This window comes from Pseudoalteromonas piscicida (assembly GCF_002208135.1).
GTDB classification, from domain to species: Bacteria; Pseudomonadota; Gammaproteobacteria; order Enterobacterales; family Alteromonadaceae; genus Pseudoalteromonas; species Pseudoalteromonas piscicida_A.
Genome location: NZ_CP021646.1, coordinates 3,750,001 through 3,770,092 on the forward strand (window position 1 = coordinate 3,750,001; position 20,092 = coordinate 3,770,092).

The 20,092-nt window shown below is 44.6% G+C and carries 25 protein-coding genes; 3 read left to right on the top strand and 22 right to left on the bottom strand.

Going from position 1 to position 20,092, the window contains the following annotated elements; all coding sequences use genetic code 11:
- Window positions 1-307 precede the first annotated feature (307 nt).
- The 18 genes from rplQ to B1L02_RS17320 all read right to left on the bottom strand — a co-directional run bounded on the left by rplQ (window position 308) and on the right by B1L02_RS17320 (window position 10,039).
- Window positions 308-706 (bottom strand): 50S ribosomal protein L17, encoded by a 399-nt coding sequence (gene rplQ / locus B1L02_RS17235; protein WP_039493510.1) that lies wholly within the window; start codon window positions 704-706, stop codon window positions 308-310.
- A gap of 39 nt (window positions 707-745) precedes the next feature.
- Window positions 746-1,732, bottom strand: coding sequence for a DNA-directed RNA polymerase subunit alpha (locus B1L02_RS17240; protein ID WP_088532005.1), 987 nt, complete (start codon window positions 1,730-1,732; stop codon window positions 746-748).
- A gap of 24 nt (window positions 1,733-1,756) precedes the next feature.
- Window positions 1,757-2,377 carry a 30S ribosomal protein S4 gene (gene rpsD / locus B1L02_RS17245; RefSeq protein WP_017218390.1) on the bottom strand — a complete coding sequence of 207 codons (621 nt, stop codon included), beginning with the start codon at window positions 2,375-2,377 and terminating at the stop codon, window positions 1,757-1,759.
- 21 nt (window positions 2,378-2,398) lie between these two features.
- On the bottom strand, window positions 2,399-2,785 hold the full coding sequence (rpsK, locus tag B1L02_RS17250) for a 30S ribosomal protein S11 (protein ID WP_010378285.1): 387 nt from the start codon (window positions 2,783-2,785) through the stop codon (window positions 2,399-2,401).
- 13 nt (window positions 2,786-2,798) lie between these two features.
- Entirely contained in the window at window positions 2,799-3,155 is a 357-nt protein-coding gene (gene rpsM / locus B1L02_RS17255; protein WP_010378282.1) for a 30S ribosomal protein S13, read from the bottom strand.
- A 131-nt stretch (window positions 3,156-3,286) separates the two neighbouring features.
- Window positions 3,287-3,400: a 50S ribosomal protein L36 gene (gene rpmJ / locus B1L02_RS17260; RefSeq protein WP_002959476.1), complete on the bottom strand. Its 114-nt coding sequence runs from the start codon at window positions 3,398-3,400 to the stop codon at window positions 3,287-3,289.
- A gap of 22 nt (window positions 3,401-3,422) precedes the next feature.
- Window positions 3,423-4,751 (bottom strand): preprotein translocase subunit SecY, encoded by a 1,329-nt coding sequence (gene secY / locus B1L02_RS17265; RefSeq protein ID WP_010606805.1) that lies wholly within the window; start codon window positions 4,749-4,751, stop codon window positions 3,423-3,425.
- A gap of 11 nt (window positions 4,752-4,762) precedes the next feature.
- Window positions 4,763-5,197, bottom strand: a complete 435-nt coding sequence (gene rplO / locus B1L02_RS17270; protein ID WP_010378278.1) for a 50S ribosomal protein L15 — start codon at window positions 5,195-5,197, stop codon at window positions 4,763-4,765.
- A gap of 4 nt (window positions 5,198-5,201) precedes the next feature.
- Window positions 5,202-5,381, bottom strand: a complete 180-nt coding sequence (gene rpmD / locus B1L02_RS17275; RefSeq protein WP_010378276.1) for a 50S ribosomal protein L30 — start codon at window positions 5,379-5,381, stop codon at window positions 5,202-5,204.
- Between the two features lie 6 nt (window positions 5,382-5,387).
- The gene (gene rpsE / locus B1L02_RS17280) at window positions 5,388-5,894 is read right to left on the bottom strand and encodes a 30S ribosomal protein S5 (RefSeq protein WP_010606806.1); all 507 of its coding nucleotides are present in this window, start codon (window positions 5,892-5,894) and stop codon (window positions 5,388-5,390) included.
- Window positions 5,895-5,903: 9 nt separating this feature from the next.
- Window positions 5,904-6,254 (bottom strand): 50S ribosomal protein L18, encoded by a 351-nt coding sequence (gene rplR / locus B1L02_RS17285; protein ID WP_010378271.1) that lies wholly within the window; start codon window positions 6,252-6,254, stop codon window positions 5,904-5,906.
- Window positions 6,255-6,263: 9 nt separating this feature from the next.
- A complete protein-coding gene (gene rplF / locus B1L02_RS17290; protein WP_010378268.1) occupies window positions 6,264-6,794 on the bottom strand; it encodes a 50S ribosomal protein L6 in 531 nt (176 codons plus the stop codon).
- A 13-nt stretch (window positions 6,795-6,807) separates the two neighbouring features.
- Entirely contained in the window at window positions 6,808-7,200 is a 393-nt protein-coding gene (gene rpsH, locus B1L02_RS17295) for a 30S ribosomal protein S8 (RefSeq protein ID WP_010378266.1), read from the bottom strand.
- 20 nt (window positions 7,201-7,220) lie between these two features.
- Window positions 7,221-7,526: a 30S ribosomal protein S14 gene (rpsN, locus tag B1L02_RS17300; RefSeq protein WP_010378264.1), complete on the bottom strand. Its 306-nt coding sequence runs from the start codon at window positions 7,524-7,526 to the stop codon at window positions 7,221-7,223.
- Between the two features lie 10 nt (window positions 7,527-7,536).
- Window positions 7,537-8,076 carry a 50S ribosomal protein L5 gene (gene rplE / locus B1L02_RS17305; protein ID WP_010378262.1) on the bottom strand — a complete coding sequence of 180 codons (540 nt, stop codon included), beginning with the start codon at window positions 8,074-8,076 and terminating at the stop codon, window positions 7,537-7,539.
- Window positions 8,077-8,091: 15 nt separating this feature from the next.
- A complete protein-coding gene (gene rplX / locus B1L02_RS17310) occupies window positions 8,092-8,406 on the bottom strand; it encodes a 50S ribosomal protein L24 (protein WP_010378260.1) in 315 nt (104 codons plus the stop codon).
- A gap of 10 nt (window positions 8,407-8,416) precedes the next feature.
- Window positions 8,417-8,785 (bottom strand): 50S ribosomal protein L14, encoded by a 369-nt coding sequence (gene rplN, locus B1L02_RS17315; protein WP_010378257.1) that lies wholly within the window; start codon window positions 8,783-8,785, stop codon window positions 8,417-8,419.
- A 414-nt stretch (window positions 8,786-9,199) separates the two neighbouring features.
- Complete coding sequence (locus tag B1L02_RS17320) at window positions 9,200-10,039, bottom strand: polysaccharide deacetylase family protein (RefSeq protein WP_088532006.1); 840 nt, start codon at window positions 10,037-10,039, stop codon at window positions 9,200-9,202.
- Between the two features lie 167 nt (window positions 10,040-10,206).
- Between B1L02_RS17320 and B1L02_RS17325 the strand changes: the two genes are divergently transcribed.
- Window positions 10,207-12,759: a serine/threonine-protein kinase gene (locus B1L02_RS17325; RefSeq protein WP_088532007.1), complete on the top strand. Its 2,553-nt coding sequence runs from the start codon at window positions 10,207-10,209 to the stop codon at window positions 12,757-12,759.
- On the opposite strand, the gene B1L02_RS17330 is transcribed toward B1L02_RS17325, so the two are convergent.
- Both B1L02_RS17330 and B1L02_RS17335 read right to left on the bottom strand, forming a co-directional pair.
- Window positions 12,756-13,220, bottom strand: coding sequence for a hypothetical protein (locus B1L02_RS17330; protein WP_088532008.1), 465 nt, complete (start codon window positions 13,218-13,220; stop codon window positions 12,756-12,758). The two genes, B1L02_RS17325 and B1L02_RS17330, sit on opposite strands and share 4 nt — an antisense overlap.
- A gap of 239 nt (window positions 13,221-13,459) precedes the next feature.
- The gene (locus B1L02_RS17335; protein WP_088532009.1) at window positions 13,460-15,403 is read right to left on the bottom strand and encodes an AsmA family protein; all 1,944 of its coding nucleotides are present in this window, start codon (window positions 15,401-15,403) and stop codon (window positions 13,460-13,462) included.
- A gap of 199 nt (window positions 15,404-15,602) precedes the next feature.
- On the opposite strand from B1L02_RS17335, the gene B1L02_RS17340 reads away from it, so the two are divergent.
- Window positions 15,603-16,769, top strand: coding sequence for a hypothetical protein (locus B1L02_RS17340; RefSeq protein WP_167651267.1), 1,167 nt, complete (start codon window positions 15,603-15,605; stop codon window positions 16,767-16,769).
- A 269-nt stretch (window positions 16,770-17,038) separates the two neighbouring features.
- The gene (locus B1L02_RS17345; protein WP_088532010.1) at window positions 17,039-17,710 is read left to right on the top strand and encodes a TorF family putative porin; all 672 of its coding nucleotides are present in this window, start codon (window positions 17,039-17,041) and stop codon (window positions 17,708-17,710) included.
- A 143-nt stretch (window positions 17,711-17,853) separates the two neighbouring features.
- Here the strand turns inward: B1L02_RS17345 and B1L02_RS17350 are convergent, their stop codons facing one another.
- Window positions 17,854-18,747: an aldo/keto reductase gene (locus tag B1L02_RS17350; RefSeq protein ID WP_088532011.1), complete on the bottom strand. Its 894-nt coding sequence runs from the start codon at window positions 18,745-18,747 to the stop codon at window positions 17,854-17,856.
- A complete protein-coding gene (gene purT, locus B1L02_RS17355) occupies window positions 18,744-19,931 on the bottom strand; it encodes a formate-dependent phosphoribosylglycinamide formyltransferase (RefSeq protein WP_088532012.1) in 1,188 nt (395 codons plus the stop codon). Before purT ends, B1L02_RS17350 begins: the two co-directional genes overlap by 4 nt.
- Window positions 19,932-20,092 lie beyond the last annotated feature (161 nt).

The following is a 20,092-nucleotide window of genomic DNA, read 5'->3' on the forward strand; positions in this document are numbered from 1 at the left end:
CTCAGCTCTCGCGTCCTGCTACCGCCCTAGTACCTACATCCTGTAGGCAAGGCGAAGTTACGCACCAATAGCTGGCTATTGGAAGTGAATTCAACGCAGTTAGCGCTAAAACTGGTTGCTAGAAAGGTATTAATTATCCGAAGCTCAGGTCAAATATTAAGGTCCGGGCCAACCTACTTATGTTCGTATGCATCGTGATGAAAAGAAACTCTGGCTTAAACCTAAAACTAGAGGCTTTACTTTACGTGTTATTAGAAAAGAAAAAGCCGAGCTATGCTCGGCTTTTTTGTGTCTTTAATAAGACTAATTACTCTGCAGACTGTGCGTCTTCTTGAACTTCTTCAGTCGCTGGGCGATCTAGTAGTTCAATGTAAGCCATTGGCGCATTATCACCTGTACGGAAGCCACACTTAAGAATACGAGTGTAACCACCAGGACGATCCGCGAAACGAGGACCGATCTCAGTGAACAATTTACCAACTACTTCTTTATCACGCGTGCGAGCAAACGCTAAACGGCGGTTTGCTACGCTGTCAGTCTTAGCCAGTGTGATTAAAGGTTCAATTACACGGCGCAGCTCTTTTGCTTTAGGCAAAGTAGTTTTGATGATTTCGTGCTTCACCAAAGAACCAGCCATGTTGCTAAACATCGCTTTGCGATGGCTGCTGTTACGGTTTAATTGACGACCACTCTTACGATGGCGCATGACCCTATCCTTCTAACTAAACTAATATAGTAACTTAGATTACTCAGCTAGGCTTGCAGGTGGCCAGTTTTCTAGGCGCATACCTAGAGATAGACCACGTGAAGCTAGCACGTCTTTAATTTCAGTTAGAGACTTCTTACCAAGGTTTGGTGTTTTCAGAAGCTCAACTTCAGTACGCTGTACTAAGTCACCGATATATTGAATTTGCTCGGCTTTCAGACAGTTTGCAGAACGTACAGTTAGTTCTAAGTCATCAACTGGACGAAGTAGAATCGGATCGAACTCCGGTTTCTCTTCTTTCTCTTCTGGCTCAGAAACATCACGTAGGTCTACGAATGCATCTAACTGCTCAGCAAGGATAGTTGACGCACGGCGGATCGCTTCTTCAGGATCTAAAGTGCCGTTCGTTTCCATATCGATGATTAGTTTATCTAAGTCTGTACGCTGCTCAACACGAGCTGACTCAACCGAGTACGCAATACGCTCAACCGGGCTGAATGATGCATCTAGCAACAAACGGCCGATTGGGCGCTCATCGTCATCAGAGGATAAACGACTAGACGCCGGTACATAACCGCGACCACGCTCAACACGAATGCGCATGCTGATTTCGCTATTGTCAGCAGTTAAGTGACAAATGACATGCTCAGGGTTGGCGATAGTCACATCTCCGTCGTGCTGGATATCAGCCGCAGTCACAGGGCCTACACCAGACTTAGCCAGGGTAAGGAAAACTTCATCTTTACCTTCTAGAGATACCGCTAGACCTTTAAGGTTTAACAGAATTTCAATGATGTCTTCTTGTACGCCTTCTTTCGCGCTGTACTCGTGCAATACGCCGTCAATTTCCACTTCTGTCACAGCACAACCAGGCATAGATGAAAGAAGTATACGACGTAGAGCATTACCTAGTGTGTGGCCAAAACCACGCTCTAGAGGCTCTAAAACTACTTTAGAACGCGTTGAGCTTACAGCGTCGATATCGACTAATCTTGGTTTTAGGAATTCGGTTACAGAACCCTGCATTTTATCCTCTCTTAACTCTTAACTTTACTTCGAGTAAAGTTCGACGATTAGTTGTTCGTTAATGTCCGCAGACAGATCAGAACGCTCTGGTAGACGCTTGAAAGTGCCTTCCATTTTCTTACCGTCAACTTCAATCCAAGTTGGCTTTTCACGTTGCTCAGCCAACTCTAGAGCAGCGATGATACGCGCTTGCTTTTTAGACTTCTCACGAATTACTACTACATCTTCAGGAGTAACTACGAAAGAAGGGATATTAACAACACGACCATTAACCATAATCGCTTTGTGGCTTACTAGCTGACGCGCTTCAGCACGTGTACTTGCAAAACCCATGCGATATACAACATTGTCTAGACGTTGCTCTAGAAGCTGTAACAAGTTTTCACCTGTGTTACCTTTAAGGCGAGCAGCTTCTTTGTAGTAGTTACGGAATTGCTTTTCTAGTACACCGTAGATACGACGAACTTTTTGCTTTTCACGTAGCTGTAAACCGTAATCAGATAGACGACCTTTACGTGCGCCGTGCTGACCAGGTGCTGTTTCTAGTTTACACTTAGAGTCAATTGCTCTTACGCCGCTTTTAAGGAACAGGTCAGTACCTTCACGACGACTCAGCTTGAGCTTAGGGCCCAAATATCTTGCCATGTTCTTTCTCCTAACCTATTGTTATACGCGACGTTTCTTCGGTGGACGACAACCATTGTGTGGAATTGGCGTCACGTCAGTGATGTTAGTGATACGGTAACCAGCAGCATTCAATGCACGAACAGCAGACTCACGGCCTGGACCTGGACCTTTGATGAATACTTCTAGATTCTTAAGACCGTACTCTTGTGCAGCAACACCTGCACGCTCCGCAGCAACCTGTGCAGCGAATGGAGTAGACTTACGAGAACCACGGAAACCTGAACCACCCGCAGTCGCCCAAGAAAGAGCATTACCTTGACGGTCAGTGATGGTCACAATAGTGTTATTGAAAGATGCATGAACATGAGCCATGCCGTCAACAACCTGCTTTTTGACCTTTTTACGACGAATTGGTGCTTTTGCCATAACTTACCCCACCTTATTTCTTGATAGGCTTGCGAGGACCCTTACGAGTACGCGCGTTAGTCTTAGTACGCTGACCACGTAGTGGTAGCGAACGACGGTGACGTAAGCCACGGAAACAACCAAGGTCCATAAGACGCTTGATGTTTAGTGTTACTTCACGACGAAGATCACCTTCAACAGTGTACTTGCCAACTTCTTCACGAAGAATGTCAAGCGTTTCGTCATTTAACTCGCCGATTTTAGTAGTTTCAGCGATACCTGTCGCAGCTAAGATCGCCTTAGCGCGAGTTTTACCTACACCATAGATGCTTGTTAAACCGATAACAGCATGCTTATGATCAGGAACGTTAATGCCTGCGATACGGGCCACTAACATATCTCCTATAAATAAACTTGATTATCATCTTGCTGGAAAGCCCGTATAGGATACCCAACCGACATTCAAGTTTTACCAAAGAAACAGGCTAAGTAAAGTTACTCAGCCTGCACGACTTAATTTGCTTAGCCTTGCCTTTGCTTGTGCTTTGGCTCACTGCAGATCACACGTACAACACCTGCACGCTTGATTACTTTGCAGTTACGGCAAATTTTCTTAACGGAAGCACGTACTTTCATTACTCAACTCCGTAAACTGACCTTAGCGGCCGTAGCCTTTAAGGTTCGCTTTTTTCAGCACAGAATCATATTGATGTGACATCATATGAGTCTGTACTTGTGCCATAAAGTCCATGATGACAACAACGATAATCAGAATCGATGTACCGCCGAAGTAGAATGGCGTTTGCCATGCCATAGTCATAAACTCGGGCACCAGACAGATAAAGGTTATATACAAAGCACCTGCCAATGTCAGGCGTGTCATCACTTTATCAATGTATTTAGATGTCTGCTCACCTGGACGAATGCCTGGAATAAAAGCGCCAGATTTTTTCAGGTTATCTGCTGTCTCACGCGGGTTAAATACCAACGCAGTGTAGAAGAAGCAGAAGAAGATAATAGCCGCAGCTAATACCATCGCATACAGTGGTTGACCTGGAGTCAATACTGCTGAGATAGCTTGTAGCACATCAGCGACCGGACCTTCACCTTGGCCAAACCAGCTTGCTATTGTACCAGGGAACAAAATGATACTGCTAGCAAAGATTGGTGGAATAACACCCGCCATGTTAACTTTTAATGGTAAGTGCGTGCTTTGAGCAGCAAATACCTGGCGACCTTGTTGGCGCTTCGCATAGTTTACAACGATACGACGTTGACCACGCTCAAAGAACACCACAAGGTAAGTTACAGCGAATACGATTACCGCAATCAATAACAATGCTAAAATATGCAGATCACCTTGGCGCGCCATTTCTGCTGTCGAACCAATTGCAGACGGCAGGTTAGCTACAATACCAACAAATATTAGAACTGAGATACCGTTACCGATACCACGCTCAGTGATTTGTTCGCCCAACCACATAAGGAACATAGTTCCTGTGACTAAGCTCACTACAGCTGTGAAATAAAAGCCGAAGCCTGGATTCACAACTAGGCCTTCCATCATATTAGGCAGACCAGTAGCGATACCTATCGATTGGAATGTAGCAAGCACAAGCGTACCATAACGCGTATACTGGCTGATTTTCTTACGCCCTTGCTCACCTTCTTTCTTAAGCTCTATCATCGCAGGATGTATGTGCGTTAATAGCTGCATAATAATCGAAGCCGAGATGTATGGCATAATACCTAGCGCCAATACCGATGCACGCTCAAGCGCACCACCGCTGAACATGTTGAACATCTCAACAATGGTGCCCTTTTGTTGCTCGAAGAATTCGGCAAGTACAGCGGCGTCAATCCCAGGGATTGGCACAAAAGAGCCCAGACGGTAAATAATGATAGCACCCAATACGAATAGTAATCGGCGCTTCAGTTCCGCAAGCCCACTTTGTGCACTTTGCATATCTTGACCTGGTTTAGCCATAGCGTACTTCCTTAGTCTTCTACCTTGCCTCCGGCAGCTTCGATAGCTTCGCGTGCACCTTTAGACACTTTCATGCCTTTAACGGTAACAGCGCGTGAAACTTCGCCAGATTTTACAACTTTTACGAACTGGATGTTCTTTTTAACGATACCAGCTGCCTGTAACGCGTTTAGATCTACCACATCGCCTTCAACTTTAGCGATTTCGAATAGATTCACTTCTTTAGACACAAGAGACTTGCGTGAAGTGAAACCAAACTTAGGTAGACGACGTTGCATAGGCATTTGACCGCCTTCGAAACCAACGCGTACTTTACCGCCAGAGCGTGACTTTTGACCTTTGTGACCACGGCCACCAGTCTTACCAAGACCAGAACCGATACCACGGCCAAGACGCTTACCAGCTGTTTTTGAACCTGCAGCAGGTGAAAGTGTATTCAAGTTCATCGAATTACCCCTCAACCTTAACCATGTAAGAAACTTGGTTGATCATACCGCGAACTGCTGGCGTATCTTCTAGCTCAACAGTGTGGTTGATACGACGTAAACCAAGGCCACGTAATGTAGCTTTATGCTTCGGTAAACGACCGATTGAGCTACGTACTTGAGTTACTTTTACTGTGTTTGCCATGGTGTCTTACCCCAAGATTTCGTCAACGCTAAGACCACGCTTCGCAGCAATACCTTCTGGAGAATTCATATTCTCTAGAGCTGCGATAGTTGCGCGAACGATGTTGATCGGGTTAGTTGAACCGTATGCTTTAGATAGTACGTTCTGTACGCCAGTTACTTCTAGTACTGCACGCATCGCACCACCTGCAATGATACCTGTACCTTCAGATGCAGGCTGCATGTAAACTTTAGAACCCGCGTGGCGACCCTTGATTGGGTGCTGTAGCGTGTTACCTTTAAGTTCAACAGTGATCATGTTACGACGTGCTTTTTCCATTGCTTTTTGAATAGCAGCAGGAACTTCACGTGCTTTACCATAACCAAAACCTACTTTACCAGCGCCATCACCAACTACTGTTAGTGCAGTGAAGCTAAAGATACGACCACCTTTAACCACTTTAGACACACGGTTTACCGCGATTAGCTTTTCAGCCAATTCAGGCTGTTGTGCTTTTGCTTCTACGTTAGCCATTGTCTACTCCTAGAATTGCAGACCGGCTTCGCGCGCAGCATCAGCTAGCGCCTTCACACGGCCGTGATATTTAAAGCCACTGCGATCAAAAGCGATTTTTTCAACGCCTTTGTCAGCTACGCGCTCAGCGATTGCTTTACCAACTGCTTGAGCCGCTTCGATGTTGCCTGTGCCTTTAACTGTTTCAACAATTGCTTTTTCAACAGTAGAAGCAGCAGCCAGTACATTACCCTCAGCATTGATTACTTGAGCGTAAATGTGACGTGGCGTGCGGTGGATAACAAGACGTGTTGTGCCTTGTTCGATAATATTTCTACGAGTGCGCTTAGCACGACGTAGACGAGCTGTTTTCTTATCCATCGTCTTACCTTACTTCTTCTTAGCCTCTTTACGACGCACGTGCTCATCAGCGTAACGTACACCTTTACCTTTATAAGGCTCTGGTTCACGGTATGAGCGGATGTTAGCAGCTGTTTGACCAACTAACTGCTTGTCTGCGCCTTTAACAACAATTTCAGTCTGGCTTGGAGCTTCGATAGTGATACCTGTTGGGATCTCGAAGTTCACTGGGTGAGAAAAGCCAAGGGTTAAGTCTAATGAATTACCCTTAACTGCCGCACGGTAACCAACACCTACTAGTTGTAGTTTCTTCTCATAACCATCGTTAACACCAACAATCATGTTGTTGATTAGCGCACGTGCAGTACCAGCTTGAGCCCAAGCATTAGCAACTTCACGAGGAGCTGTAGTGATAACGTTGTCGTTTAGTGAAACTTCAACCGCATCGTTGATTGTGCGAGTTAATTCACCGTTTTTGCCTTTAACTTTGATGTCCTGGCCGTTAATTGTAACTTCAACACCGGCAGGAACATTGATTGGAGCCTTCGCTATACGAGACATAGTTCCCCTCCGATTAAGCTACAAAGCCAATGATTTCACCACCAACGCCAGCGGTACGCGCAGCGCGGTCTGTCATCAGGCCTTTAGAAGTTGATACGATAGCGATACCTAGACCACCCATTACCTTAGGTAATTCGTCACGTCTCTTATAGATACGTAGACCAGGGCGGCTAACACGCTGGATGTTTTCGATTACAGCTTTGCCTTCGAAGTACTTAAGTTCGATAGTCAATTCTGCTTTTACGTCACCAGATACTGCGAAGTCAGTGATATAACCTTCGTCTTTAAGTACCTTAGCTACAGCTACTTTCAGCTTTGAAGTTGGCATTGAAACAGATACCTTCTTCGCAGACTGACCGTTACGGATACGTGTGAACAAATCCGCAATTGGATCTTGCAAGCTCATGTCTTACTCCCGTGATTCTATTACCAGCTAGCCTTTTTAAGGCCAGGAATTTCACCGCGCATCGCTGCTTCGCGAACTTTAATACGGCTTAAGCCGAACTTGCGAAGGTAACCATGAGGGCGGCCCGTGATGTTACAACGATTACGTTGACGTGAAGGGCTAGAATCGCGTGGTAAAGACTGTAGCTTTAACACTGCATCCCAACGCTCATCATCAGATGCATTAACATCGCTGATGATAGCTTTTAACGCAGCACGCTTTTCAGCATACTGAGTAACTAATTTAGCACGTTTTACGTCACGTGCTTTCATTGAATTCTTTGCCATAACCCTACCCTTACTTTTTGAATGGGAAGTTGAACGCTTCTAACAACGCACGGCCTTCGTCATCTGTTTTCGCAGAAGTAGTGATTGTGATATCCATACCGCGAACGCGGTCTACTTTATCATAATCGATTTCTGGGAAGATGATTTGTTCACGTACGCCCATAGAGTAGTTACCGCGACCGTCAAAAGACTTTGCGCTAACACCGCGGAAGTCACGAATACGTGGCATCGCGATAGAGACTAAACGCTCTAGGAAATCCCACATACGCTCGCCGCGTAGGGTTACTTTACAGCCAATTGGGTAACCTTCACGGATCTTAAAGCCAGCAACTGATTTGCGTGCTTTAGTCACTAGAGGCTTCTGACCAGAGATAGATTCTAGGTCTGCTACTGCGTTTTCTAGAATTTTCTTGTCAGCTAGGGCTTCGCCCACACCCATGTTAAGTGTGATCTTTTCGATCTGAGGGACTTGCATGACAGAGCTGTAACCGAACTTCTCTTGAAGCTCTTTTACCACTTTGTCTTTGTACACTTCATGCAGTTTCGCCATCGTCTACTCCAACTATTAAATAGTTTTACCGGTAGACTTGAAGAAACGGACTTTTTTACCGTCTTCAAATCTAAAACCTACACGATCCGCTTTGCCAGTTTCGGCATTGAAAATCGCTACGTTTGATACGTCGACTGACGCTTCTTTCTCAACAACACCGCCAGCTTGCTGTAGTTGTGGTACAGGCTTCTGGTGTTTCTTGATGATGTTAACGCCTTCAACAAATACTCGGCCAGTTTCAGTAACAACTGAAAGCACTTTACCGCGCTTACCTTTGTCTTTACCGGCTAGTACGATTACTTCGTCATCACGACGGATTTTTGCTGCCATGATCGACTCCTTATAGTACTTCTGGTGCTAGTGAAACGATCTTCATGAACTTTTCAGTACGAAGTTCACGAGTCACAGGGCCGAAGATACGAGTACCAATAGGCTGTAAGTTATCATTTAAGATAACAGCCGCATTGCTATCGAAACGGATTAAAGAGCCGTCTGGACGACGTACGCCTTTTTTAGTACGCACTACTACTGCGTTTTTAACATCACCTTTCTTCACTTTGCCGCGAGGAATCGCTTCTTTAACAGAAACTTTAATGATGTCGCCAACCGCTGCGTAGCGACGGTGCGAACCACCAAGGACTTTTATACACTGCACTTTGCGAGCGCCGCTGTTATCAGCAACGTCCAGCTGAGTTTGCATTTGGATCATCTTAATGACCTCCGGTGTAGTTACAACTCGCCGAGATTTCGTTTAAAATCAAGGCATTTAGGTTAAATTCCACTCAAAAAACTGTGATTATGTCTTTCAAGGGCGGGCAATTGTATCAGCAATGTCGCATCAAAGATAGTTCAATTTTTAATTAATTTAACGCGTTAACATGACGTACTGATTACAGTTTGGGGATATGGCGGCAAGTAATCGAGAATTCAACCACTTGCATAAATATTATACAAATTTTACAGCGAAAATTTTGTTCCAGTTATTGTTTACCCATATCGCTTAGTAGGCTGTGAACAAAAATTTATCACCCTTTGAACACAAAAAAGATCAATATTTGCGCAAACAGCCATACAGAGCGACGAGAGAATTTTAGAAAAAAGAGAAGTCGAGATAAATCTCGACCTACGGCTCTCTTTTACTTTTGATGTAATCACCCACATTGCTTACGGTGTCTAACCAATAACCATTTTTGGGGTCCTGTAAGTAAGGAATAAGCTGGTCTAACATTTTGGTATCGACGGTGTACATGCCTTTTTCACCCACCTCATGTCCAGCAAGAATTATCCAACTGTTGTTTGCCCTAAGGTGCTCCAGTAACGCTTTTATTTCTTCAAAACTAACACCGTCCATTCTCACTCCTGTGAGTTGCGCAAAGTCAGTATAAGTTGGGTGGTTAGCGGTTTCATCTAACCACGTGCGGCCACTGTCAAAATGCTTCGCAATCACCGGCACATAACTTTTTACTTCAGCGCCGCGACCAACAAAGGTATTACCGCAAGGATATGCAAAGCTTCTGGGGGTTACGCCTAAATGCTTTTCAATATATTTTGTAGTGCTTACTACATCGCGTTCTATGTAGGCCAAATCAACCTGTTCCAGTCCTTTGTCCTTTTCCCTCAGCCAGGCAAAGTTACCAGTACATAAGTGTTCACTGGTGTGGTTGCCTATTTCATGCCCCTGCTTCGCAGCGGCTTGCCACAATGCGAGCTTTTCTTTCAGCTGCGGTGGCATAACATAAAATGTGCCTTTCACCTTATGGCGATTGAGTAGCGGCACTCCCACATCAACTTGACTTGGTCTTGCATCATCAAACGTAAGGCTTATTGCGTTACGAGCATTGTTGGGGTAACTAAAGGTTTGTTCGTTATCTGCCGCTATACTAGACGTATTCACGAGCAGAGCGCTTGCCATTATGGCGGCCAAACTGAAGTGAGAAACTAAATTAGAAGATAACTTTGCCATTTGTTTGTCCTTATTGTTGTTTATCCTTATAACCTATATGAGGCTGTGAGTATGACAAAGTGTTAAATTTTCAACTTGTTATTTGCGACTAAGCTCAACGCAAATGGTACTAATTTAGGATTTTTAGCGATACACTAACCCCAATAATAAAAGAGAAAGACAGCGCTGTGTTGAAGTTAGAAGAATACTATCAGGACGTGATCTTGCTCGCCGAAGGCGGAATGAGCAAAGTGTACCTTGCTACCGACAAAAAATTAGGCCGCCGAGTTGCGGTAAAGGTGATATCACTAACTCAGCACACGCAATCAGATGCACTCAACGAAGCCCGCCTGTTAGCGCGTTTTAACCATCCAAACATAGTACAAATTTATGATGTTTTTGAAAGCGATGGGCAAATGGCTTTGGAAATGGAATATGTGCAAGGTGCAACTTTACAGCACTACACAAAAACACACGTATTAACTACCGAGCAAAAAGTCGAGCTACTAAGCCATATTGCCGATGGCCTGGCCTCAGCTCATGGCCAGAACATTCTTCATTTAGACTTAAAACCTGGCAATATACTGGTTAACGAACAGAGCATAGCCAAAATTGCCGACTTTGGTATTTCACAATTAGAAGACAACCAAGCCTCTCGTCCACATACCAGTTACGGTAGCCTCACAGCAATGTCACCAGAGCAACTTCGTGATGAAACGCTAGACAGTCGCAGTGACTTATTCTCATTCGGGCTAATAGCTTATCAACTGTTAGCTGGACATCATCCTTATTTCGAACAAGCTGACGATGGCAGTGACAAGTCTATTGCTGAACAGATCAAGTTCCAGCCATTAAAAGCCAGTGCTAAACGTATTTTAGATATTCCCCCTGCACTGGCACAGCTTATTGATCGCTTATTGCAATACGACAAAAACGCTCGCCCAAGTAGCGCGAATGAGATCAGTCAGCAGCTAAAGCAAATTTTACACGCCTTTAGCTACGATAACAGCGAAGCGACACTGTCACTTGAACAAATAGAACTACGAGATAGAGCCAGAGAGAAAGCCAAAGCACGTAAAAAGCAACTAGGTATTGCAGCACTTTTGACCTTTTTAGTGTGCTTAGCCGTTGGTGGATACTGGTATTGGCAGGAAACCAAACCTAAGATCTATATTGCCGCGCTACCGATAAAATTCACAAACTCTTTTCAACTACTTGAAGCGCATCAACAAAACATCGAGCTAGCAATTAACGACGCACTTAAACAACATTTTTTAAGTAATGATGATTACGTCTTCATTTCAGACAATGAAGTAGAGCAAACACAAAAATTTATTGGTGTTGATACACCATTAAAGGCATTGGGGCGTGCGTTAAATAGCAATGAACTCATTACGATAAAACTAGACTGCAATATTCAAAGCTGCGACATCGTTATTGACTTAGTTGATGCGTCTAATGGAGCCTTGATTAATAGTGCGCGAACGATGACCTCGAGTGAAAACTACAGCCATGTTTTTGCTGTTACAGCCTCGACCCTCACTTCATTAACCGGACGCTCAACTGATTTGGCCACTGGCAATAAAACAATACTGAATAGCTACGCCACACTGCATGATGCTAGCTTGGTAAAAGGGGCGGACCACGCTGCGATATTAAAAGAGTTAACAACGCTGATTGATACTACACCGGACTTCCTGCCGCTGTATTCACTTTACTCTGAACTCGCGCCGCAGTTATATAGAGATAGCTCAAATGATCAAATACTTCTAAACTGGGAGCAAGTATTAAAGCAGGCCCCCAAGAGATTAAAGGCAAGTACAATTATTCAAGCTTCCTATCTCGAGTTTTATGCGTTTGCAAAAGACAAAACCCGTGCCAAAGGAACCTTTTTAGCCATTCAGAATTCAGCCAAGGACGAGTATCAAAAGCATGCACTAATCAGCATCTACTATCATTTAATAAACGATTATGCTTCGGCACTCCATCACACTGAGCTTGCTTATGAACTTAGGCCAACCTTAAAAGTCATCCGCAATGCAGCCCTGTTCAACATGAAGCTTGGCCAGTATGAAGAGGCCTTGCCTTACTTACGGGCAGCCAGCCACTACGGCCCTGATAACCTGAAAACACTAAAGGCCATTGCCGATATCTCTCTTCTACTTGGTAAGCTCCATGACGCAGAAAAATCTTATCAAGCTCTAGTTAAGCGCTCATATACAAGTACGGCTACCTTTAATAATTATGCCATTGTATTGATGCTATTAGGTGATTTAGAACGGGCACTCGCGTTTGCTGAAAGAGCCTCTCAGTTGGCGCCCAGCAATGTAGAAATTTTACTTAACTACGCAGACATTTACTCACTAATGGGTGAGAAGGCGAAAGCCAGTGAAGTGTATCTGCAAATTTTAGCCAGTGATCCAGCAAGCCAAGTTGAAGTCGTGCGCATCCAAGCTTTAGCACACCTAGGTAAACACCAAGAGGCATTAATAGCAATTGATGAATATTTGGCTGAGTATCCCGATTCAGCTGAAGCTTTTTACGTAAAATCGTTAATTCAGACGCTGATAGAAGAAAAGTATTCCGCGATGGCTTCACTGAAAAAAAGCATTGATTTAGGCTGGAGTCCGTCTTTTTATCGCCTGTCATGGTTCAGGACATTATGTCACTCGCCATCACTTGAATTAAGAATCGGCACAGAACACTTTACCTATCTGTGCCAAGTGCAAATTACGAATTAACTTGGAACATCTGGGTCGTCAATTATCACCCTTGGATCTTGAGAAAAATAACGCACGACACCATTTTCAGAATTCTTTTTAGCAACAAGTCTGAATTCAATATTCGAGTTGTTATTCTCTACGAGTGTAGCAGCCCTCGCATCAGGATTATCTGAAAGCGCTTTGATATCACTCTCACTTAGTGTATTCGCAACGTTCAATGCTTCAATCTCCACCTTAACCGTATGCTTACCTTCTAATTCGCTTGTAAGGTTATAATTAAAGTTGTCTTGCGCTTCGGTAAAGAAAGTACCATTTTCAGCAAAGCTCCAACCAGCTTCATCGGTAACGAGCTTATAGGTTAGAACAGCAATGTCACCCTCGGCTAATTTAAGCTTGACTGGCTCATCGTCATTTGAAAATATCCAGTTACCCTCAGCTTTTGGCGTCACCGTGTATTCGAGTAAAGTAGGTGTACTCATTCTTTTATCCTTCGTTTGTTTATAGAGCTATTCGCATCTATCTAAGCACATGAATAGCAGTAATTCTATTACAGCTGGTTACAACTTATAGGCATAAGCCATCATAAGCTCACTATAACTGCATATAGATAATTAACTCGCGATAAATATAGAACAAGGGCTACCATCGGCAAGCCCTTGTTAAGCTGAAATTGATTTAAAACAAACAGATGAGCTGTTTATTGAAGCGTCATAAAGATCTATCCACCAAACAAACCTTTAAGTTTGTCTTTTACCTTATCCTTAACCTTGTCTTTGGCTTTGTCTTTTGCCGCTTCTTTTAGGTCTAAGCTAGTTTCAACTTTGTGGAATGGACCTTTGATCCGCACCGGAATTTTAAAACCAGTACTGTCATCGCTACTGGCTTGCCCCTCAATGGTATCAACAATTCCAGTCACCACGCGGTAATCAACTAAAGTTTGTGGTAAATCAACGGTGCCTTTGCCTGTAACTCGTAGTAATGGGCTTGCCAACGAGAAGTCATCGTTTTGACCTACGCCTTTGGTAAAGACAAAGGTGCCAGTCATGGCTGAGAAGTCGGTTTTTTGATCTGGGTCGAAATTGGTATTGAGTCCTTGCGATATCGAAGAGAAATCACCTTTGAGCATCTCTTTGCCCTTACGGATCATCTCAGCAAGGTTTGCGCCTTTTACACCACCATCTTTGAACTCAAAACCTAATTTACCACCTAGAGCATTCACAAATTGCTTTTGACTAACGCCTTGTGTGTTTAACGTCCAATTAAGACTACCTTTACCCAATACTTTGTCAAAGCCAATGGCATCAGTCAGTAGTGGCTCAGCATTAATTGCCGTTAACGCAAAGTCAGTACTGATGGCATAAGGTTTTGTTGCTGCATTTACAACAACCTTACCTTTACCCTGACCTTCATAGGCTTGGAATTTATCTAGGCTCAATGTTGCCTTACCTGAGTTAAGTACTAAGCTGATTTGGTTTTCGCCAAGCTTAATTTCTCTCGCACGTAGCCCTGTAGAGGTGATCTTCACATTCGCATTGAGGCTATTAAATGCTGACAAATCAATTGCAGTGTCATCCCATACAATAGGCTGTGCTGGTGCGTCTTCTGGCTCAGGTTGCGTTTGTGGCTTTTCCACAGGCTCTGGCAAATAAGGGTTAAGATCTAACATGCCAAGGTCAACGCTCGCGGTAATATCAGGCTTACCTGAGAGAGTGACTTTACTTTGACCTTTTATTACCAATTCGTCCAAGGTCGCTTCTAAGGTGTTGAGAGTAAAAACTTGCCCTTGCATCGTCATTTTAGCGTTTAGGCCAAAGTCGTTGAACGCATTTTCTTTGGCTTTTAGGTCAACACCCTGCCACTTAGCTAGCGCTTTTACCGAGTCGCCAGTCAAGGCTAATTGACCGCGAATGGTTTTACCTTGCTCTGCAATTTCACCTTTATAGTCAAGATTGAACAGCGCTGATTTTACTTGTTGTTCAACATTAAAGGTTTCACCTTCGATCGCCTTTGCTGGATTATCGAGTGTAGTAACTAGGTTAAAAGTTTGACCTTGAAAAGTCAGCTTACCGTCGACTTCTAATGGTTGGTACAGTGACGATAGCATCACGCTAATGTCTAAATCAGTTACCTGATATTCAGCGCCTGTCACACCATCAAGATAAGTCACCGAGCCACCATAAATCGCCACTTCGCCAAGGCTAACATCTAAGCCTTCCGGTAACTGCATATTACCTTTTGAGCTGGTTTGCGCCGTTGGCGTGTTTTCTGCTCTGGTGGGTAGCAACTGCCAGTTAGCATTACCTTGTTTGTCGGTTTCTAGAATAATTTTAGGATTATTGATCACAAAGCGCTCAAGCTTAGCTTCACCAGACAGCGCACTTAACCACGGAATATGCACGGCAAGTTGCTCCATGGCGAACATATCTGGGCGACTGCCCGTTGCCATGTTGGCAAATCGCACTTGGTTTAGCTCAATGTGCAGCGTTGGAAAAATACCGATGTCAGAGTCGCCATCGATCGACAGTTTTCTACCTGTCACTGACTCAACCTGTGACGTGACTTGGTCAATAATTGCCTGTTTGGGGATTAAAAACGGGGCTGCGATAACAAGAATAATAATAAGCGCGACAATGGCGCCTACGATTTTAACTAGCCGGTTCATTGCTTTTCCTTCGTAAGGCTTGGTTCTCTTTATGATAACGGCTGTAGTCGAATATACCATGAATAAAGGCAAATAATTTGTACTGAGCGATTGCAACCTTTTGACTAATCGGTATGATCCTCGCCCTTGCCAGTTTTTAGCGTCATTAGCTATATTTTACTGGTTGGTTTATTAATCAAACTTGGAGTATCTAACCCGCATGAAGAAACTGCTCATATCACCGTCAAACATGGCCTTGGGCGAACAAGAAAGTCAGATTTATCAAAATATCCTCAAACAGGCCACGGAGATCAGCCTTAATCTGATGGCGGTTAAAGTGGAAAATCACCCTGAAGATTTTCTTGGTTGGTGTTATGAACTGCTTGATGTGGCGAAAAATCGTATCAATTTTGATTTACTGGATGACCATCAATTACCCACAGTGAAAAAGCTACAAGATCTGCTCATCGCAGCGATTAGCTTTTTACAACTCAAAACGTTACGCATTGCGCCTTGGCCTATGGTGGCCGCATTTATTGCCAGTCACAAAGAAGTGATTGCACTAGATGAGCAATTAAAACTGATTGAATACCTTAAACCAATGCGCAGTACTCCACTTAAAGACATGATTAAAGAGGACCGTCTTGCCTTTAGCGGTAAGCATGCTGCAAATTTAGATACCAGCGTGTATCAGTTTGACGTAGAGTGGTTTGCCTCCACTAAAAGTGCAAAAGGCTTTCATCAATTATTAGACGACCTTCCAGGTGCCTTTGATGAAGCGCTAGCTGCAATCCCGGCAGAAGGTGACGTGACGCTCGAGCATTACCAGTCATTTATGGTCGGGTATTTAAGTGCCTTTGCTGGCAGCGAGGAAAAGCCAACGCTTGCACCAGCCACTCGCCTATTAGCAATGCGTCGCCCTGATGTGTTCACGCCAATAACCTCGAGCAAGCTTGACGCTTTGTGCCAAGCGCTTGGTGTTGCTAAACTTAACAATCGCGATTTTGAGCGTTACTGGACCGATGTCGTCAGTACCATTAAAGCAATGCCATGGTATACGATGGCCACTCCTGTGGATGAGTTTGAAACGCAACTTACTGAAATTAAAGCGCTGCTCCCATGCCTGTTTTATTACGCGGATAAAGATACCGCCACTAACTCCAATTACTTTAAGCTACTGCATAAACCTCAGCGCAGCGGCACCAGTGGTGGCAAAAAAACAGTACGCCGCGGTAAAGAGTCAGCAGAAGTGTTAGTCGACCGCGCCCTTGCGGATGAGTCTATTCCAGAGCATATTCGCACCAAACGTGACTCGATAGTCGCTGAAGTGGAAAAAGGCCGCAGTGTTGATGAAACCATCAGCCTAATGCGCACCATCTTTGGATAACTAACCTAAACTTCAATAACGGCTAGCGCAATCCATAGCTTGCATTAATACTGTGCAAGCTATGGTACTTTGCACCAGCCATGTGCAACATTTATGCAAATCACTCTGTCCTATTTTCGAAACTTAGAAATTAAATTCCTATATTTTTAATAACATAGAATAAATTCTCCGCTATTTCCTGACATTGGCCTCCCCCTTGCACTTACTCTTTGCAGAAAATGCAATGACAACAACCGAATAATAACTCTGCGCTCAATGGGGAAAACAGAATGAAAAACAAACCTTTACTTATGCTACTCGGCGGCCTGACTGCGTGCATTTGTGTCTCTGCTCAGGCGGAAGTAACAGCAAATATTGCGGCAAGCTCAACTTATTACTGGCGTGGTATCACCCAGACTGATGACGGTGCAGCGGTGTCTGGCGGCTTGGATTATAGCAATGAGTCAGGGTTTTATGCAGGCACTTGGGTCTCTAACATCGACTTTGGCGACTCTGCCAGTTACGAAATGGATCTGTACGCGGGTTACGCTGGCGAAATCAAGGGCATGAGTTTTGATTTCGGTTATATCCACTACGCCTACCCCGATGCCAGTGGAGATATTGATTTTGGCGAGATTTACGCCGCGCTTGGCTGGCAATACTTTACGTTTAAACTCAGCCACCTAGCCACAGCGCAAAGCGACTCAAGCACAGAAGAAGACATGCTATATGCCGAAGTGTCGGCCAGCTTCCCCATTTTTAAAGACAGTGAATTAACTCTACATATTGGTCGCTCCAGCGGAGACACAGTGCTTGAGTGGACAGGTGAAGACGACGCTTATATGGATTACGGGGTGAGTTTATCTACGCAAGGCTTTACCTTTGGATTAGTAAAAACCGACTTAGACAGTAGCGATGATATAAAAGCATACGTAAGTTATGGATTAGATTTTAATCTGTGATGACCAAAGGTGAGCGGTCCTGTGACAGCCGCATCACCTTATTTTTTTACTTGCTGCAACACGTAGGGCCGAAAGGCCCTTTTTTTGTGGCTGAATTTATAAGGCTGTCGCGTAAATTGGTTTCAATCCACGTATGTAACGTTTTATGGTACGCTATGCCCAGTAGACGCTGTCCAAATGCGATACCACTGCTCGCGACTCATGCTAAGTGACTGTGAAGCAAACGCGCTGGCAACTCGAGTGATATTTCCCGTTCCAAGCACAGTGGCGGGTTTCGATGGATGCATGGCAAGCCATGCGTAGATCACTTGATCAATTTCAGTGCAACCAATCTCTTCACCCACTTGCTGTAGCACCGCACGCAGGCGTTTGGCTTTTTCATCTTCGCTGGAGAATATTCTCCCCCCTGCCAGTGGCGACCACAGCATAGGATTCATGCCTAGTTGTTGGCACTGATCAAGCGTGCCATCGTCAAGCGCTTTCATCTCATAAGGTGAAAACTCAATTTGGTTGGTCACTAAAGCGAAATCGAGTCTCGATTGCAATAAGCCAAGCTGGCTGGGTGTAAAGTTCGAGACCCCAAAATGCAGCACATCGCCGTTTTGTTTGAGGGTATTAAACGCATCGGCAACTTCATCAGCATCCATCAGATAATCCGGGCGATGGATCAACAGCACATCCAGCCTATCCGTGCCGAAATGCTTTAGTGACTGCTGCGCTTGGGCAATAATATGCGCCTTACTCGAATCATAGTGGTTCGCCTTTCCCGCTAATCCCAAGCTTGGAAATGCGGGCTTAATGCCACATTTAGTGATGATCCGAATGTGCTCTCGAATGCTAGGCTCAAGCGCTAAGGCTTTGCCAAACTCCGCCTCACACTGATACTCACCGTAAATATCAGCATGATCTGTATCGCGTATTCCAAGCTCAATCGCTTGCTTTAAAAAGCGTAAATTTTCTTGCGGCGTAATTTGCCAATCTAATAGCCGCCAAAACCCCAATACGAATGGGTCAAGTACGCGGGTGTTTGCGTTCATAACGTAATTCCTACTTTTGCAACCATTTGCTTGGCTTTCTCGACAGCACTTTCAGCCGAGTCTGAGCGCGCTAACGCCACACCCATTCTGCGCTTGCCACTCACCTCTGGTTTACCAAACAAACGAATATCCGTTAGTGGCTCTGCAAGCGCTTGTGCAAGATTGTTGAACTGTAATTGTGTTGACTCCCCTTCGACAAGGATCACGCTAGATGCTGATGGCCCATTGAAGTGAATGGTGGGGATAGGCAAACCTAAAATTGCCCGAGCATGCAGCGCAAACTCACTTAAATCTTGCGAGATAAGTGTAACCATGCCGGTATCATGTGGCCTTGGTGAGACTTCGCTGAAGTAAACTTCATCACCCTTAATAAAGAGTTCAACGCCAAACAGACCCCGACCGCCCAGCGCTGCCGTGACTTTTTCAGCCATCGCTTTGCTGCGCTCTAGCGCGAGTGCTGACATCTGCTGCGGCTGCCAGCTTTGCTGATAATCACCGTCTTGTTGCACATGTCCAATTGGCTCACAAAAACTCGTACCATCGATATGGCGTACGGTTAGCAGCGTAATTTCGTAGTCAAAATCAACAAAACCTTCCACAATCACTCTGCCCTGACCTGCACGCCCACCTTCTTGAGCATAGTGCCAAGCCGCTTCGATATCCGCGGCACTTTTAATCACACTTTGCCCTTTACCTGACGAGCTCATGATAGGCTTAACCACACACGGCATGCCGATACGCGCGACAGCAGCATTAAAGTCTGCCAAGGTGTCAACAAACTGATAGGGTGAAGTCGCAAGTCCAAGCGTTTCAGCGGCAAGACGGCGGATCCCTTCACGGTTCATGGTCAATTGAGTCGCTTTGGCGGTTGGCACCACCGTGTAACCTTCAGTCTCTAATTCCACCAGCTTATCCGTCGCAATGGCTTCGATTTCCGGCACGATATAATCAGGTTGCTCTTGTTCAATAATCGCTTTGAGTTTTTCACCATCCAACATAGACAAGGTATAGCTGCGATCTGCCACTTGCATCGCTGGCGCATTGTCGTAGCGATCTAAGACAATCACTTCTGCACCTAAGCGCTTAAATTCGATAACGACTTCCTTTCCTAACTCGCCACCACCGCAGAGTAATACTTTGCAAGCAGTTGCCGAAAAGGGCGTGCCCAGAGGTTTGATTTTCATGATGATTCCTTGGTTGGTTTGATGCCCCATGGTAGCGACTTTTTGTCATATGCAAAAGCTGAGAAGACGGTAATCCAACTCAAAATCACAAAATACACATTTCAAACACATTCTTTACATATTGTACACAAAGAGCATTTTTATATTTAAAGGATTACTTC

What these genes read in the sequence shown, in the direction of transcription:
- rplQ (WP_039493510.1), bottom strand. Translation starts at nt 706, where the DNA reads ATGCGCCATCGTAAGAGTGGTCGTCAATTAAACCGTAACAGCAGCCAT.
- B1L02_RS17240 (WP_088532005.1), bottom strand. Translation starts at nt 1,732, where the DNA reads ATGCAGGGTTCTGTAACCGAATTCCTAAAACCAAGATTAGTCGATATC.
- rpsD (WP_017218390.1), bottom strand. Translation starts at nt 2,377, where the DNA reads ATGGCAAGATATTTGGGCCCTAAGCTCAAGCTGAGTCGTCGTGAAGGT.
- rpsK (WP_010378285.1), bottom strand. Translation starts at nt 2,785, where the DNA reads ATGGCAAAAGCACCAATTCGTCGTAAAAAGGTCAAAAAGCAGGTTGTT.
- rpmJ (WP_002959476.1), bottom strand. Translation starts at nt 3,400, where the DNA reads ATGAAAGTACGTGCTTCCGTTAAGAAAATTTGCCGTAACTGCAAAGTA.
- secY (WP_010606805.1), bottom strand. Translation starts at nt 4,751, where the DNA reads ATGGCTAAACCAGGTCAAGATATGCAAAGTGCACAAAGTGGGCTTGCG.
- rplO (WP_010378278.1), bottom strand. Translation starts at nt 5,197, where the DNA reads ATGAACTTGAATACACTTTCACCTGCTGCAGGTTCAAAAACAGCTGGT.
- rpmD (WP_010378276.1), bottom strand. Translation starts at nt 5,381, where the DNA reads ATGGCAAACACAGTAAAAGTAACTCAAGTACGTAGCTCAATCGGTCGT.
- rpsE (WP_010606806.1), bottom strand. Translation starts at nt 5,894, where the DNA reads ATGGCTAACGTAGAAGCAAAAGCACAACAGCCTGAATTGGCTGAAAAG.
- rplR (WP_010378271.1), bottom strand. Translation starts at nt 6,254, where the DNA reads ATGGATAAGAAAACAGCTCGTCTACGTCGTGCTAAGCGCACTCGTAGA.
- rplF (WP_010378268.1), bottom strand. Translation starts at nt 6,794, where the DNA reads ATGTCTCGTATAGCGAAGGCTCCAATCAATGTTCCTGCCGGTGTTGAA.
- rpsH (WP_010378266.1), bottom strand. Translation starts at nt 7,200, where the DNA reads ATGAGCTTGCAAGATCCAATTGCGGATTTGTTCACACGTATCCGTAAC.
- rpsN (WP_010378264.1), bottom strand. Translation starts at nt 7,526, where the DNA reads ATGGCAAAGAATTCAATGAAAGCACGTGACGTAAAACGTGCTAAATTA.
- rplE (WP_010378262.1), bottom strand. Translation starts at nt 8,076, where the DNA reads ATGGCGAAACTGCATGAAGTGTACAAAGACAAAGTGGTAAAAGAGCTT.
- rplX (WP_010378260.1), bottom strand. Translation starts at nt 8,406, where the DNA reads ATGGCAGCAAAAATCCGTCGTGATGACGAAGTAATCGTACTAGCCGGT.
- rplN (WP_010378257.1), bottom strand. Translation starts at nt 8,785, where the DNA reads ATGATCCAAATGCAAACTCAGCTGGACGTTGCTGATAACAGCGGCGCT.
- B1L02_RS17320 (WP_088532006.1), bottom strand. Translation starts at nt 10,039, where the DNA reads ATGGCAAAGTTATCTTCTAATTTAGTTTCTCACTTCAGTTTGGCCGCC.
- B1L02_RS17330 (WP_088532008.1), bottom strand. Translation starts at nt 13,220, where the DNA reads ATGAGTACACCTACTTTACTCGAATACACGGTGACGCCAAAAGCTGAG.
- B1L02_RS17335 (WP_088532009.1), bottom strand. Translation starts at nt 15,403, where the DNA reads ATGAACCGGCTAGTTAAAATCGTAGGCGCCATTGTCGCGCTTATTATT.
- B1L02_RS17340 (WP_167651267.1), top strand. Translation starts at nt 15,603, where the DNA reads ATGAAGAAACTGCTCATATCACCGTCAAACATGGCCTTGGGCGAACAA.
- B1L02_RS17345 (WP_088532010.1), top strand. Translation starts at nt 17,039, where the DNA reads ATGAAAAACAAACCTTTACTTATGCTACTCGGCGGCCTGACTGCGTGC.
- B1L02_RS17350 (WP_088532011.1), bottom strand. Translation starts at nt 18,747, where the DNA reads ATGAACGCAAACACCCGCGTACTTGACCCATTCGTATTGGGGTTTTGG.
- purT (WP_088532012.1), bottom strand. Translation starts at nt 19,931, where the DNA reads ATGAAAATCAAACCTCTGGGCACGCCCTTTTCGGCAACTGCTTGCAAA.